The organism is Ramlibacter aquaticus (genome assembly GCF_015159745.1).
GTDB lineage: Bacteria > Pseudomonadota > Gammaproteobacteria > Burkholderiales > Burkholderiaceae_C > Ramlibacter > Ramlibacter aquaticus.
The window spans coordinates 1-14,805 of sequence record NZ_JADDOJ010000095.1 but is presented as its reverse complement, the minus strand read 5'-3'; the positions used below and the strand labels follow the sequence as shown (position 1 = coordinate 14,805).

Here is a 14,805-nt window from a genome sequence, read left to right as displayed (position 1 = left end):
GCGCCTGGTGTTCCCGCCGGCCCGCGGCGTGCGCCGCCTGGGCCCTGAACCACACCTGGACGCGGGCGCCCCCTCCCACGCCAGTCTGGGAGGCCCCCCATGCAAAACGGGAGGACGCGCTCATTCCGGCCCGCACGCCCGCTTCCTATTCTTGCCAGCACCTGAACGGAACACGCCATGCAAGACACGAATGCGCTCCTCCGCGACGGCCTCCTGGCCGTGCTGCTCCTGGTCGCCCTGGTCATCGACGTGCGCACCCTGCGCGTGCCGAACCGCCTCAGCTTCGGCGGCGCGATCGCAGGCCTGCTCGCCAGCCTGCTGCCGGCCCACGGCCTGCCCGGCTTCGGCCAGGCCCTGGCCGGCCTGGCGACGGGCCTGGTGCTGATGCTGCCGCTCTACGCCACCCGCGTGGTCGGCGCCGGCGACGCCAAGCTGGCCGCAGTGTGCGGCGCCTTCCTGGGCGCCCCGCAGGTGGTGGTGGCCCTGGTCTTCTCCTTCATCGCGGCCGGGCTGCTGGCCCTGGGCTTCGCGGCCTGGCGCGGCGTGCTGCGCAAGCTGCTGGTGAACGTGCGCGGGCTGGTGCAGGCCAACGCCAGCGCGCTGGTCGCGGGCGGCGGGCTGGACCTGCGCGTGCACGACTCCGCCGGCACCTTTCCCTTTGCCAGCGCCCTGTGCGTGGGGACGCTCACGCTGCTCGCCCTGGTCCACCTCGTCTAAGTCAAGGAGCGTCCCATGAGAAACCTCAAGGCCGTCGGCCTCTTCGCCCTGGCCCTGCTGGCCGGCCTCGCCGCCGCGATCTATGCCGCCGGCTGGATGAACCAGTACGCGGGCAACGCCTCGCGCAAGGTGGTGGTCGCCGCAGTGGACATCGAGCTGGGCAGCCGCATCAACCCGCAGATGCTCACCACCGTCGAATGGCCCACCGCGGCCGTGCCCCCGGGCACCTTCAAGGACGCCGCAGAACTGCAGGACCGCGTGCTCAAGGTCGGCGTGCTGCGCGGCGACGCGATCCAGGACCGCAAGCTCGCCCCGGCGGGCACGCAGGGCGGCCTGTCGGCCGTGATCCAGTCCGGCAAGCGCGCCATGACCGTGCGGGTCAACGACGTGGTCGGCGTGGCGGGCTTCGCCCTGCCTGGCAACTACGTAGACGTGATGGTCAACGCCCAGCAGGACCGCGGCCGCAACGAGACGCCCACGCCCGTCAGCATGACCGTGCTGGAGCAGGTGCTGGTGCTGGCCGTCGCACAAGAAGCCAGCCGTGACGACACCAAGCCCAAGGTGGTGAATGCGGTGACGCTGGAGGTCAGCCCCGGCGACGCCGAGAAGCTGGACCTGGCGCGCAGCGTGGGCACCCTCTCCCTGGTGCTGCGCAACCAGCTCGACAAGCAGGCCGTGGCCACGGCGGGCATCACCAAGAACGACCTGCTGCGCATCCGCGCCGAGCAGGAGACGCACGCCGCCGGCGCCGGCCCGGCCGTGCAGCCCGTGCGCTACGTGCCGCGGCCCGCCCCGGCGCCGGTGCCGGCGCGCCCCGCCACCTGCGTCGAAGTGATCCGCAACAACATGCGCGCCCTCGAGTGCTTCTGAGCCCGGGAAGGACCCCATGAACAACAAGAACGTCCCCGCCTTCCGCCTGACTTGCGCCCGCGGCGCCATCGGGGCCCTGCCCCGCCTCGCCACCCTGGCGCTCGCCCTGGCCTGCCCGGCCCTGGCCGGCGCCCAGGCCCCGGCCGTGGGCAGCCCGGCCACTGCACCGGCCCTGGCGCGCCATGCCGTGCTGCGCACGGCCCCGGCCGCCGCCGCCCCGGCCCTGCAGCCCTGCCAGTCGGTCGCCATCGACCCGGTGACGACCCTGGCGCTGGGCAAGTCGCAGGTGGTGCGCCTGCCCTTTCCCGCCGCGCGCATCGTGGTCGGCGGCATGGGCAGCGCCCGCGCCGGCCGGCCGCTGAACAGCGCGTCCAGCGCCGCCGGCAGCGCGCCGCCCGCCACGGCCGCTGCGGCCGGGTCCGCAGGCAGCGGCGGCGTGGCCGACACCGAGGTCACCCTGCTCAGCCCCACCGAGCTCTTCTTCCTGGGGCGCCAGCCCGGGTCCATGAACGTGGTGCTGCAGGGCACGGACGGGCGCTGCCTGGTGAAGGACATCGTGGTCACGGTGGACCCCGCGGCGCTGCAGGCCACCTTCCGCGAGCTGATTCCCGACGAGCCGGGCGTGAACGTGCGGGCGGCCGAGGGCGCGCTGGTCCTCACCGGCACCGTGCGCGACGCCGGCCGCATGCAGCAGCTGCTCGCGGTGGCCGGCGCCTACGGCGACCGCAAGCTGGTCAACCTGGTGCAGGTGAGCAACCCGCAGCAGGTCATGCTGGAGGTCAAGATCGCCGAGGTCAGCAAGACGCTGCTGGACCGCCTGGGCTCGCGCCTGAACATCAGCCGCAGCACCAGCAGCGGCGCCAACGTGTTCTCCGCCGTATCCAACTTCCTGTCCGGCGGCGGCACGCTGCTGGAGGCCATGCGCACGGGCTGGGGCACGCTGGCGCTGGAGGCGAACAAGACCGACGGCCTGGTGCGCGTGCTGGCCGAGCCCAACATCCTGGCCGTGAGCGGGCAGTCGGCCAGCTTCCTGTCGGGCGGCAAGATCTTCATCCCGGTGGCGCAGAACGCGAACGGCACCACGGGCACCACCATCACGCTGGAGGAGAAGGAATTCGGCGTCGGGCTGAAGTTCACGCCCACGGTGCTGGACGGCGGCCGCATCAACCTCAAGCTGGTGTCCGAGGCTTCGGAGCTGTCGCAGACCGGCTCGCCCTTCGCCACCGTGAACGGCACGACGGCGGTGCTGCCCTCGTTCACCACCCGGCGCGTTGACACCACCGTGCAGCTGGGCGACGGCCAGAGCTTCGTGGTCGCCGGCCTGATCCGCAACAACTCCAAGGAAGCCCTGGAGCGCCTGCCCGGCGTCGGCGAGGTGCCGGTGGTGGGCGCGCTGTTCCGCTCCACCGAATTCCAGAACGAGCAGACCGAGCTGATGTTCGTGGTCACGCCGCGGCTGGTGAAGCCGCTGGAAGGCCCCATCGCCCTGCCCACCGACCACCACGTGCCGCCCACGCGCAACGAGGCGCTGGTCAACGGTGCCCTGGAATCGCCCGCCGCCCCCGTGGCCCAACCCAAGGAATGACGCCATGCGCCCCCTGCTGCCCCTGATCGCCAGCGCCCTGGTGCTGGCCGCCTGCGCCAACAGCGCGACCCCGCGCTACGACACCTTCTTCGGGCTGGCGGTGCAGGACGCCCGCGCCCGCATGACGCTCAACCCGGCGGGCACGCCCGCCCTGCCCGGCCTGGACGGGCGCTCGGCGGCCGAGGCCATCGAGCGCTACCACGACAGCTTCAAGTCGCCACCCCCGGTGGTCAACGTCATCAACATCGGCGGCGCCACGGGCAGCGCCGGTCGCTGACGCCCCGGCCCCATCGCAAGGAGGACGACCATGGATTAGCTCGCCGACCGGATCCATCCCCCAACCCCTTCGCAATCCTTCACCCAACGAGGTTTGACATGCAGCACATCACGAAAGCCATCGCCGCCTTCGTGCGCGAGGACAACGGCTCGGAAGTCGTCGAGTACGCGCTGATCATCGCGGTGGTCTCCATCGGCCTGGTGGTCGCCCTCGGCGATGCGAGCAGCGGCATCCGAAGCTCCTTCGCCACCCTGGTCACCCGCGTGACCACCTGCTTCACCGCCGGCTCCACCTGCAGCTGAACCCCTCCCCTTCTTTTCCAACCCCAGAAAGGCATCGCCATGCAACACATCCAGAACGCCATCCGCAATTTCATGCGCGAGGAAGACGGCTCCGAGGTCGTCGAGTACGCGCTCATCATCGCCGTGGTCTCCATCGGCCTCGTCGTCGCGCTGGGCAGCTCGGCCAGCGGCATCAAGAGCTCGTTCACCACCCTGGTGACGCGCCTGACCACCTGCTTCACCGCCGGCTCCACCTGCAGCTGAACCCCTTTCACCAACCGCAAAGGCATCGCCATGCAACACATCCAGAACGCCATCCGCAATTTCGTGCGCGAGGAAGACGGCTCCGAGGTCGTCGAGTACGCACTCATCATCGCCGTGGTCTCCATCGGCCTGGTGGTCGCGCTGGGCGGCGCGACGGGCGGGCTCAAGAGCTCGTTCACGGCCCTGGTCACGCGCCTGACCACCTGCTTCACCGCAGGCTCCACCTGCAGCTGAGGAACACGGGCCGGCCATCCCCGGGGCCGGCCCGCCTCGCCAGACACGGACACCCCACCATGATCGAACGACGCCGCCACAAGGGCTCCCAGACCGTGGAATTCGCGCTGGCCCTGCCCTTCTTCGTGCTGATCCTGTATGCCGTGCTGGACTTCGGCATGCTGGTCTACAACAAGGCGATCATCACCAACGCGAGCCGGGAAGCGGCACGCGCCGGCGTGATCCTCACGGCCGCGACCTGGAGCCCCAGCGCGATCGCCCAGGTGGCCTGCAACTACGCCCAGGCCACCCTGATCACCGTGAACGCGGGCACGCGCACGGCCACCTGCTCGGGCAGCGCCGACCCGGTCATCAGCGTCAACCCGTCCAGCGCCCCCAGCTTCAACACGCCGGTGAGCGTGAGCATCTCCTACGAAGTGCGCGGCTTCTCGCTGGGCAGCTGGTGGGGGCTGGGCACGGGCACCAGCATCGGCAGCCCCATCACGCTGACCGCCACCACGCAGATGAACCATGAATGACGCACACGCCATCGCCCTGCGCCGGCCGGCGCGGCGCCTCTTGCGCGGCTCCATGCTCGTGCTGTGCGCCGGGCTGCTGCTGGTGCTCACCGGCTTCGCCATCCTGGCCCTGGACGTGGGCCGCATCTTCATCGTCCGCAACGAGCTGCAGAACGCCGCCGACTCGGCCGCGCTCGCCGGCGCCAACTGCCTCACCCGGGCCTCCGACCCGGCCTCCTCCAGCAATTGCCTGCCCACCTTGCCCGGCAGCCTGAACTGGACCCGCGCCGCCGCCCGCGCGGCCGCCCAGCTGGCCAGCAACTCGGCCGACAACCTGGCCCTCTCGGCCACGGACGCGGGCCACACGATCGAGGTCGGCTACTGGAACCTGCTGACCAAGGCGCCGTCCGGCGGCAGCTTCAACATCAACTATTCGCCCATAGGCACCTACGACAAGCCGGCGGTGCGCGTGTCGGTCACCAAGGACACGGGGGTGAACAACGGCCCGATCGCCATGCTCACCCAGCTGATGTACAGCGGCGGCGGCACGGGCGTGCCCATGGCAGCGCAGGCGGTGGCCGTGATCTCCAGCCCCTCGATGGTGTTCCCGGACTCGGTCATCCCGCAGGCCATCAACAAGTGCATGTACGACCAGTTCTGGAACGCCAGCACCGGACAGCCCGTGATCTACACCGGCAACCCGCCCGACCCCTACGGCATCTCGGTCGTCGGGCAGCCCTGGGAGGTGCGCATCGGCAGCGCCTACCACTACGGCAGCTGCAGCTCGGGCCAGTGGACCAGCTTCAACCAGGACGTGAACAGCCAGTCGGCGATCTCCAGCCTGATCTCGAACGGCAACCCCATCACGCTGAACATCGGCGACCCGACCTGGATCGAGCCCGGCACCAAGACGGCTTCCTACAACGACCTCGAGGCCAAGTACCCCACGCCGCCGGGCGCCAACGTCACCGTGGTGGTGGTGGACAGCACGGACCTGAGCACCAAGGGCACGGCGCCGATCACGGCCTTCGCCGGCTTCCACATCAGCGACATCCAGGGCGGCAGCGGCAAGTACATCCAGGGCCACTTCATCCCGTCCACCGTGACGCCGGGTTCGGGCATCGGGCCCTTCTACGGCAGCTACACGCCACCGCGGCTCGCCTACTGACCACGACAGCGCAACCCCCAGAGACGGACGGAGCCCATGAAGATAGCCATCATTTCCCCCAACACCGCGAACCTGCGCACCATGGCCGAGGTGCTGACGGCCGCCTCGCACCAGGTCAGTTGCACCGAGGGCGGCAAGAGCCGGATGCGGGCCGTCGCCGAGGCCGAGTCACCCGACCTGGTCCTGGTCGAAGGCATGTGCTGCGACCCGTCGGAGCTGTCCGCGGTGGAGCAACTGGGCGAACAGTACCCGCGCATCGCGGTGGTCCTGCTGTGCCCCACGCACACGCCGGACTTCCTGATGCAGGCCATGCGCGCGGGCGTTCGCGAGGTGCTGCCCTCGCCCGCCTCGGCCGAGGCGCTGCGGGCCATGGCCGGCCGCATCGAGGCCAAGCTGCCCGGCGCGGGGCGCCGCAGCGGCCGCATCCTGGCCTTCATGCCCTGCAAGGGCGGCAGCGGCGCCACCTTCCTGGCGACCAACCTCGCGGCCCTGCTGGCCGAGCGCAGCAGCGTGCTGCTGGTGGACCTGAACATCCAGTTCGGCGACGCGCTGGCCTTCGTGCACGACGGCCGCCCCGCCAGCACGCTGGCGGACGTGGCCGCCGCCACGTCCCGGCTCGACGGCGCGCTGCTGGCCGCCTCCTGCGTCAACGTGGCGCCCAACTTCGCGCTGCTGGCCGCGCCGCTGGACCTGACGCAGTCCATGGAGGTGAAGCCCGAGCACATCGACCAGCTGCTGGCCGTCGCGGCGGCGCGCTACGACTTCGTGCTGCTGGACCTGCCGCGCCTGCTGGACACCCTGGCCATCCACGCGCTGGACCGCTGCACGCGCATCTACCCGGTGCTGCAGGCGAGCCTGCCCGCCGTCCACAACGCCAGGCGCCTGCTGGCCGCCTTCGACGCGCTGGGCTACCGCAGCGACAAGACCGAGCTCATCGTCAACCGCTGGGAGCGCAGCAACACGCTGTCGCTCGAAGAGATCGGCCGCGCCCTGGGCGCGGCCACGCTGCGCACCGTTCCCAACGCATGGCGCGAGGTGAACGGGGCCATCGACCAGGGCGCGCCCGTGGCCCGCAGCGCGCGCGGCAGCGGCGTGGCCCGCACCCTGGCCGAGTTCGCCGAGTCCTTGCAGCCGCGCCCCGAGGCGGGACGCGGCCTGCTCACGCGCTGGTTCGGCCGCGCCTGACCCAATCCACACCCCAGGGAGCCCCCCATGTCCTTCCGTGAAAAGCTGGGCGCCGCGCGCCTCGTGCCCGTCGCACCGGCCGAGCCGGTGCAGGCCCTGCCCGAAGCGCCGCCGCCGCCGGCCGTGGCCAGCGACGCCTACCAGGCGCTCAAGGGCCGGCTGCACCTCAAGCTGATCGACAAGTTCGACCTGGCGGCGCTGGAGGCCCTGCCGCCGCAGACCCTGCGCCAGGAGATCTCCGCCATGGTGGAGCGCCTGCTGCAGGACGAGGCCGCGCCGGTGAACGACATCGAGCGCCGCTCCCTGATCCGCGACATCCAGCACGAGATGCTGGGATTCGGGCCGCTGGAGCTGCTGATGGCCGACCCGGCGGTGTCGGACATCCTGGTCAACTCATGGCGCCAGGTCTGGGTGGAGCGGCGCGGCAAGCTGGAGCTCACCGGGGTGAGCTTCACCGACGAGAAGCACCTGCTGCGAATCATCGACAAGATCGTCTCGCTGGTCGGCCGGCGCATCGACGAATCCAGCCCCATGGTGGATGCGCGGCTGCCGGACGGCTCGCGGGTGAACGCCGTCATCCCGCCCGTGGCGCTGGACGGCCCGCTGCTCTCGATCCGCCGCTTCGGCCACACCCCCCTGCGCATGGAGAACCTGGTCGGCGACCTGAAGTCGCTCACGCCCGACATGGCGCTGGTGCTCGAAGGCCTGGCGCGTGCCAAGGTCAACATGCTGATCTCGGGCGGCACCGGCGCCGGCAAGACCACGCTGCTGAACATCCTCTCGGGCTTCATCCCGGCGGGGGAGCGCATCGTCACCATCGAGGACGCGGCCGAGTTGCGCATGCAGCAGCCGCACGTGGTGCGCATGGAGACGCGTCCCGCCAACATCGAGGGCCGTGGCGAGATCACGCAGCGCGCGCTGGTGCGCAACGCGCTGCGCATGCGGCCGGACCGCATCATCATCGGCGAGGTGCGCGGCGCCGAGGCGGTGGACATGCTGCAGGCCATGAACACCGGCCACGAAGGCTCGCTCACCACCATCCATGCCAACTCGCCCCGCGACGCGCTGATGCGGCTGGAGAACATGATCGGCATGGCCAACCTGGGCCTGCCCCAGAAGGCCGCCCGCCAGCAGATCGCCTCGGCCATCACGGTGGTGGTGCAGGTGCTGCGCCTGATCGACGGCCGCCGCCGCGTGACCAGCCTGCAGGAGATCACCGGCATGGAAGGCGAGGTGGTCACCATGCAGGAGATCTTCGCCTTCCGACAGACCGGCGTCGGGGCGGAGGGCGAGGTCGAGGGCTACTTCCAGGCCACGGGCGTGCGGCCCAAGTTCGCCGAGCGGCTGCGCACCTTCGGCGTGCAGCTGCCCGAATCCACGTTCGACCCGCAGCGCATGCTGCGCTGAAGGAGCGGCCATGGACTTCATCCTCTCGAACTCCCTGCAGACCACGCTGGTGCTGGTGTTCATTGCCGTGGTGCTGGCCGTGGAGGCCGGGGTGCTGTGGTGGCGCGGCCGCCATGGCGGCGAAGCACGGCGGCGGCGCCAGCGCCTGCGCGGCCTGGCCGCACGCGGCGCCGCGTCGGTGTCGGCCGTCAAGGGCGGCGGCGCCCGCGAGCCTTCGCCGCTGGAGCAGCGCCTGCGTGCCCTGCCCCGGCTGCAGCCGCTGCAGCGCGTGCTGCTGGAGTCCGGCCTCGGGTGGTCCCTGGCGCGCCTGCTGGGCACCTGCGCGGCGGTCGCGCTCGCGGCGGCCGCGGTGCTGCGGCTGTGGGTCTGGATGCCGCTGATGCCCGCCCTCGCGGGCGGGCTGGCAGCCGCCTCGCTGCCGCTAGCCTACGTGGCGTTCTGGCGCGGGCGCAGGCTGCGGCGGGTCGAGGCCCAGCTGCCCGAGGCACTGGACCTGATAGGCCGCGCCATGCGCGCGGGCCACGGCTTCACCGCCGCGCTCCAGATGGCCGGCGACGAGGCCCCCGAGCCCCTGGCCGGCGAGCTGCGCATGGCGCACGACGAGATCAGCTTCGGCGTCTCGCTGGAGCAGGCGCTGGGCAGCCTGGGCGAGCGGCTGCCGCTCACGGACGTGCGCTACTTCGTGGTCTCGGTCCTGATCCAGCGCGACAGCGGCGGCAACCTCACCGAGGTGCTGGCCAAGCTCGCGGCGCTGATCCGCGAGCGGCAGAAGCTGCAGGGCAAGGTGCGGGTGCTGTCGGCCAACGGCCGCTTCTCGGCCTGGGTGCTGGTGGTGATGCCCTTCGCGCTGGGCGCCCTCATGAACGTGTTCAACCCGGCCTTCATGTCGCCGCTGTGGACCGATCCCATGGGCCTGGTCATGCTCAAGGGCATGGCGCTGCTGATGGTGGTCGGCATCTTCATCATGCGCCGCATCGTGCGCATCCGGGTCTGAAGGAGAACGCGCATGCTGATCCTCTCCACGCTGGTCTTCCTCGCGGTGGCGCTGGCCGTCGCCGCCTTCGCCGTCTGGGCCAGCCCGAGCGCGGGCGAGCAGCGCCTGCAGGCCATCACCGGCAATGCCACCCGCGAAGGCTGGCAGGAGACGCTGGTGCGCGTGGCCGGCCCGCTGGCCCGGCTGACCACGCCCAGCGGCGACTGGGACCGCTCGCCCCTGCGGCTGCGGTTCATGCAGGCCGGCCTGCGCGGCGAGAACGCGCGCCTGGCCTACTTCGCGGCCAAGACCGCCCTGCCCGTGCTGGGCGCGTTCGCGGCCTTCCTGGCGCTGCGCGGGTCGGCGCACGCCGAGGGCCTGTCCTTCCTGTTCTACATCCTGCTGGCGGCCCTGGTGGGCTGCTACCTGCCCAACTACGTGCTGCACGTCCTGGTGCGCAGGCGCCGGCGCGAGATCTTCGAATGCTTTCCGGACGCCGCCGACCTGATGCTGGTCTGCGTGGAGGCCGGCCTGGGCATGGACGCGGCCATGACCCGCGTCGCCGACGAGGTGAAGCGCAAGAGCCTGCCGCTGGCGGAGGAACTGCACCTCACCAACCTGGAGATGCGGGCCGGCGGTTCGCGCGAGCAGGCCCTGCACAACCTGGCCCTGCGCACCGGCGTGGAGGAGATCGGCGTGTTCGCCTCCATGCTGACCCAGGCCGACCGCTTCGGCACCAGCATCGGCGATTCGCTGCGCGTGTTCTCCGACGACCTGCGGCACAAGCGCCAGGTGCGGGCCGAGGAGATGGCGGCCAAGGTGCCGGGCAAGATGCTGTTCCCGCTGGTGATCTGCATCTTCCCGTCCATCATCCTGGTGATGCTGGGCCCGGCCCTGATCCAGATCACCCGCACCCTGCTGCCGCTGCTCAGCGGCCAGTGAGACGCGCCTACTGCAGCGCCCCCGTCAGGTCGCCCATGTTGCGCCGCACGCCCGGCAGGGGCTCCAGGCCGAAGCGTTCGGTGATGAACTTGAGGATGGAGGTGGTGTCGTAGGCCGTGTGGTCGATGAAGCCGCGCTTGACCATGGGCCCGACCAGCAGGGTCGGGATGCGGGTGCCGGGGCCGAATCGGTCGCCCCAGCCCGGGCCGGCAGGCGGCGCCACGTGGTCCCAGTAGCCACCGTTCTCGTCGTAGGTGACGATGACCAGCATGTCCTTCCACTGCGGGCTGGCGCGCAGCTTCTCCAGCACGCCGGCCACGTGCTCGTCGCCGGTGGCGATGTCGGTGTAGCTGGGGTGCTGGGTGTTGACGCCGGCGGGCTTGTAGAAGGCCACCGGCGGCAGCGTGCCGCGCTCTATGGCCTGCAGGAAGTCCTCGCCGTCCTTCAGGTGGCGCTCGCGGTCGGCGGTGCCGGGCGCGAAGCGGGCGTAGTAGTTGAAGGGCTGGTGGTGCGGCTGGAAGTTCGGCGAGCCCGGGGCCCGCACGTAGATCACGCTGCGCTTGACGCCGGGCGGCTGCATGCCGTCGGCCAGCGCGGCCCGGTAGCCGCCCGCGTACCAGGCCCAGTCGATGCCGCGTGCGCTCAGCGTGTCGCCCACGGTCCTGGCGGTCTGCGGCGGCACCGGCACGCCCGCGGCCTTGGAGCCCGCGGGGTCGGCCAGGGCAAGCGGTCCGCCCGGGGCCGGCGGCACGCCACTGGGCTGGTAGGGCGGCTGCGAGGTGTTGACCGAAAAGCCGTCGGGCGTGACCTGCCCGCCACCGCTGCTCCAGACCTGCACCGCGCCCTCGCGCGCCGAGGGCGAGCCGGGCTTCTTCTCCAGCTTGCCGTTGGCGTCCAGGCGCGCCACCATGGCCGCCGGGGCGTTTTCGTGCCGGGGCGCGCAGGCGCAGATGAGGTACTGGTGGTTCAGGTAAGAGCCACCGAAGGCGCCCATGAAGAAGTTGTCGGCCAGGGTGTACTCCTGGGCCCAGTGCCAGAGCCTGAACTGGCTGCCGTCGTAGTGGCCCATGACCCAGCCGCCCACGGTCGACAGGGCGGCGAACATGTTGTTGCGCCCGCCGTTGATCTGCTCCTGGTTGTGGAAGAAGGCATGGATCGGGCTGGGCACCAGGGTGGTGGGCGGCCGGTTCACCGGCGGCGCATCGATGCGGAAGGGCTTGTTGGGCATCCGCGGGAAGGCCGGGTCGGGCTTGCCGTTGGCGCCGAACACCACCAGCTCGGGCAGGGGCGTGCCGTCGTGGTCCAGCTGGGTGTACTGCGCGGGGGTGGCGTTGGCGATGCCGTTCGCGCCGGGGAACAGCCCGTACATGTTGTCGAAACTGTGGTTCTCGGCGTAGATCACGACCACATGGCCCACGCGCTGCAGCTTGTCGGCCGCGGCCTGGGGCAGCCCCTGCGGCTGCGGCGGGGCCTGCACTGCGCAACCGGCGAGTGCGAGGAACGCGAGCAGGCCGGCGGCCCGCAACGGGGCCCGGATCAGCGTCTGAGATCTCATGCTTGTCTCCTTGGTTCGGCCGCGGCCGCGCCGCGGCCCGGCCTCAATGGGCCTCTTCCCAGTTCGAGCCGATGCCGATCTCGGCCAGCAGCGGCACCCGCAGCTCGGCCACGCCGGCCATCAGGCGCGGCACTTCGACGCGCACCCACTCCACTTCGTCCTCGGGCACCTCGAACACCAGTTCGTCGTGCACCTGCATGATCATCTTCGTGCGCCGGCCCTGCGCGTCCAGGGTGTCCTGCACCTTGACCATGGCCAGCTTGATCAGGTCGGCCGCCGTGCCCTGCATGGGCGCGTTGATCGCCTGCCGCTCGGCGCCACCGCGGCGCGGGCCGTTGGGCGAGTTGATCTCGGGCAGGTACAGGCGCCGGCCGAACACCGTCTCCACGTAGCCCCGGCTCTTGGCGGCGAGCCGCGTCTCGTCCATGTACTGCTTCACGCCCGGGTAGCGCTCGAAGTAGCGCTGGATGTAGTTCTTGGCCGCCGCGTTGTCGATGCCCAGGTTGCGCGCCAGGCCGAAGCTGCTCATGCCGTAGATGAGGCCGAAATTGATGACCTTGGCGTAGCGGCGCTGCTCGGACGTGACCTCGGCCGGCGCGACGCCGAAGACCTCCGCCGCCGTCGCGCGGTGCACGTCCTCGCCCTCGCGGAAGGCGCGGATCAGGGCGGCGTCCTCCGACAGGTGGGCCATGATGCGCAGCTCGATCTGGCTGTAGTCGGCGCTGGCGATGCGGCATCCCGGGGGCGCGATGAAGGCCTCGCGCACGCGCCGCCCTTCGGCCGTCTTGACCGGGATGTTCTGCAGGTTGGGGTCGTTGCTGGACAGGCGCCCCGTCACCGCCACGGCCTGCGCATAGTGCGTGTGCACGCGCCCGGTGCGCGGCAGCGCCAGCTGCGCCAGCTTGTCGGTGTAGGTACCCTTGAGCTTGGACAGGCCGCGGTGCTCCAGCAGCTTGGCCGGCAGCGGGTAGTCCTCGGCCAGCTTCTCCAGCACCTCCTCGTCGGTGCTGGGCACGCCGCTGGCGGTCTTCTTGACCACCGGCAGGCCGAGCTTGACGAAGAGGATCTCGCCGATCTGCTTGGGCGAGCCCAGGTTGAAGGGCTGGCCGGCGAGGTCGTGGGCCTCGCGCTCCAGCTGCATGATGCGCTGGCCCAGCGCCTGGCTCTGCCGGGCCAGCACGGCCGCGTCGATCAGCACGCCGTTGCGCTCGATGCGGTAGAGCGTCTCGCTGCTCTTCATCTCCAGGCCGTAGATGAAGGACAGTTTGGGGTCGGCCTGCAGCTTGGGCCACAGCGCGAGGTGCACGTCCAGGGTCTGGTCGGAATCCTCGCAGGAGTACTCGGCCGCCTTGTCCACCGGCACCTGCGAGAAGGGGATCTGGTGCGCGCCCTTGCCGGCCACGGTCTCGTAGTCGATGCCGGTGCGGCCCAGGTGGCGTTCGGCCAGGCTGGCCAGGCCGTGCGGCTTGTGCACCTCCAGCACGTAGCTCTCCAGCATGGTGTCGTGCGCGTAGCCTTGCACCTCGATGCCGTGGTTGGCGAACACGTGGCGGTCGTACTTGACGTGCTGGCCCAGCTTGGGCCGGGCGGCGTCCTCCAGCCAGGGCTTGAGGCGCGCCAGCACCTCCTCGCGCGGCAGCTGCGCGGGCGCGTCGCCATAGCTGTGGGCGAGCGGGATGTACGCGGCCTCGCCGGGCTTCACGCTGAAGGACAGGCCCACGATCTCGGCCTGCATCTCGTCCAGCGAGCTGGTCTCGGTGTCCACGGCCACCAGCTCCGCGGCCTGGATCTTCGCCAGCCATTCGTCGAACTGCGCCCAGGTGAAGACGGTGTCGTAGTGCAGGGTGCTGGCCTGCGAGCGGCCGGAGAGGTCCGGCTCGTCGAACAGGCCGCCGGCCGCGGGCCCGGGCCCCAGCTTGCGCTGCGACTGGTGCTCCTCCAGCAGCTCGGGCGGCACCGCGTGCGTGTCGAGCTGGCGCGCCAGGCCCTTGAAGCCGTACTTCTCGTAGAAAGCCTTGAGCGCCTCGGTGTCCTGGCCCTCGCGCACCGCGATGTCGTCCAGCGCCGGCAGGCCGGGGATGTGCTCGGCCAGCTCGCAGTCGGTGCGTATGGTGAGCAGCGCGCGGCCCTTGGGCAGCCAGTCCAGCGCCTTGCGCAGGTTCTCGCCCACGGCGCCCTTGACCTCGTGCGCGCGGGCCACCAGCGCGTCCAGCGAGCCGTATTCCTTGAGCAGCTTCACCGCCGTCTTGGGGCCCACCTTCTCCACGCCCGGCACGTTGTCCACGGCATCGCCGACCAGGGTCTGGTAGTCCACCATGAGCTGCGGCGGCACGCCGAACTCGGCCTCCACGCCGGCGACGTCGCGGGTGCGGTCGTTCATGGTGTCGATCACCGTGACCTGCGGGTTCACGAGCTGGCTCAGGTCCTTGTCGCCGGAGGAGATCACGGTCTGGCAGCCGCGCGCCGTGGCCATGCAGGCCAGGGTGCCGATCACGTCGTCCGCCTCCACCCCGGGCACGTTCAGCACCTTCCAGCCCAGCAGGCGCACCACCTCGTGGATCGGCTCGATCTGGGCCCGCAGGTCGGGCGGCATGGGCGAGCGCGTCGCCTTGTAGTCGGGATAGAGCGCGTCGCGGAAGGTGGGACCGGGGGCGTCGAAGATGCAGGCCACGTAGTCGGCCCGCACGTCGCGACGCAGCTTCTGCAGCATGTTGATCATGCCGCGGATGGCGCCGGTGGCGGGGCTGGACGGGTCGCCGGGCACGGCGCGCAGGTCCGGCATGGCATGGAAGGCGCGGTACAGGTAGCTGGAGCCGTCGACCAGCAGCACCACGGGGCGCGACGCGGGCG

General features: G+C 71.0%; 15 protein-coding genes. 13 read left to right on the top strand and 2 right to left on the bottom strand.

Annotation, left to right across the window (positions count from 1 at the left end):
- Positions 1-177 precede the first annotated feature (177 nt).
- The 13 genes from IM725_RS17585 to IM725_RS17525 all read left to right on the top strand — a co-directional run bounded on the left by IM725_RS17585 (position 178) and on the right by IM725_RS17525 (position 10,400).
- Positions 178-717 (top strand): A24 family peptidase, encoded by a 540-nt coding sequence (locus tag IM725_RS17585; protein WP_193781938.1) that lies wholly within the window; start codon positions 178-180, stop codon positions 715-717.
- A gap of 15 nt (positions 718-732) precedes the next feature.
- Entirely contained in the window at positions 733-1,587 is an 855-nt protein-coding gene (gene cpaB / locus IM725_RS17580) for a Flp pilus assembly protein CpaB (protein WP_193781937.1), read from the top strand.
- 16 nt (positions 1,588-1,603) lie between these two features.
- Positions 1,604-3,172, top strand: coding sequence for a type II and III secretion system protein family protein (locus IM725_RS17575; RefSeq protein WP_193781936.1), 1,569 nt, complete (start codon positions 1,604-1,606; stop codon positions 3,170-3,172).
- Between the two features lie 4 nt (positions 3,173-3,176).
- Positions 3,177-3,449: a hypothetical protein gene (locus IM725_RS17570; RefSeq protein ID WP_193781935.1), complete on the top strand. Its 273-nt coding sequence runs from the start codon at positions 3,177-3,179 to the stop codon at positions 3,447-3,449.
- Between the two features lie 98 nt (positions 3,450-3,547).
- Positions 3,548-3,751: a Flp family type IVb pilin gene (locus IM725_RS17565; RefSeq protein ID WP_193781934.1), complete on the top strand. Its 204-nt coding sequence runs from the start codon at positions 3,548-3,550 to the stop codon at positions 3,749-3,751.
- 39 nt (positions 3,752-3,790) lie between these two features.
- Positions 3,791-3,994, top strand: coding sequence for a Flp family type IVb pilin (locus IM725_RS17560; RefSeq protein WP_193781933.1), 204 nt, complete (start codon positions 3,791-3,793; stop codon positions 3,992-3,994).
- A gap of 30 nt (positions 3,995-4,024) precedes the next feature.
- The gene (locus tag IM725_RS17555; RefSeq protein ID WP_193781932.1) at positions 4,025-4,228 is read left to right on the top strand and encodes a Flp family type IVb pilin; all 204 of its coding nucleotides are present in this window, start codon (positions 4,025-4,027) and stop codon (positions 4,226-4,228) included.
- 59 nt (positions 4,229-4,287) lie between these two features.
- Entirely contained in the window at positions 4,288-4,746 is a 459-nt protein-coding gene (locus IM725_RS17550) for a TadE/TadG family type IV pilus assembly protein (protein ID WP_193781931.1), read from the top strand.
- Positions 4,739-5,893 (top strand): pilus assembly protein TadG-related protein, encoded by a 1,155-nt coding sequence (locus tag IM725_RS17545; RefSeq protein ID WP_193781930.1) that lies wholly within the window; start codon positions 4,739-4,741, stop codon positions 5,891-5,893. Before IM725_RS17550 ends, IM725_RS17545 begins: the two co-directional genes overlap by 8 nt.
- Before the next feature lie 36 nt (positions 5,894-5,929).
- Positions 5,930-7,078, top strand: a complete 1,149-nt coding sequence (locus IM725_RS17540) for an AAA family ATPase (protein WP_193781929.1) — start codon at positions 5,930-5,932, stop codon at positions 7,076-7,078.
- Positions 7,079-7,105: 27 nt separating this feature from the next.
- Positions 7,106-8,485 carry a CpaF family protein gene (locus tag IM725_RS17535; RefSeq protein WP_193781928.1) on the top strand — a complete coding sequence of 460 codons (1,380 nt, stop codon included), beginning with the start codon at positions 7,106-7,108 and terminating at the stop codon, positions 8,483-8,485.
- A 10-nt stretch (positions 8,486-8,495) separates the two neighbouring features.
- Entirely contained in the window at positions 8,496-9,479 is a 984-nt protein-coding gene (locus tag IM725_RS17530; protein WP_193781927.1) for a type II secretion system F family protein, read from the top strand.
- A 12-nt stretch (positions 9,480-9,491) separates the two neighbouring features.
- Complete coding sequence (locus IM725_RS17525; protein WP_193781926.1) at positions 9,492-10,400, top strand: type II secretion system F family protein; 909 nt, start codon at positions 9,492-9,494, stop codon at positions 10,398-10,400.
- A 7-nt stretch (positions 10,401-10,407) separates the two neighbouring features.
- Here IM725_RS17525 and acpA read toward each other — a convergent pair whose 3' ends face one another.
- Positions 10,408-11,955, bottom strand: coding sequence for an acid phosphatase (gene acpA, locus IM725_RS17520; protein ID WP_193781925.1), 1,548 nt, complete (start codon positions 11,953-11,955; stop codon positions 10,408-10,410).
- Between the two features lie 43 nt (positions 11,956-11,998).
- A complete protein-coding gene (gene polA / locus IM725_RS17515; RefSeq protein ID WP_193781939.1) occupies positions 11,999-14,788 on the bottom strand; it encodes a DNA polymerase I in 2,790 nt (929 codons plus the stop codon).
- Positions 14,789-14,805: the final 17 nt, after the last annotated feature.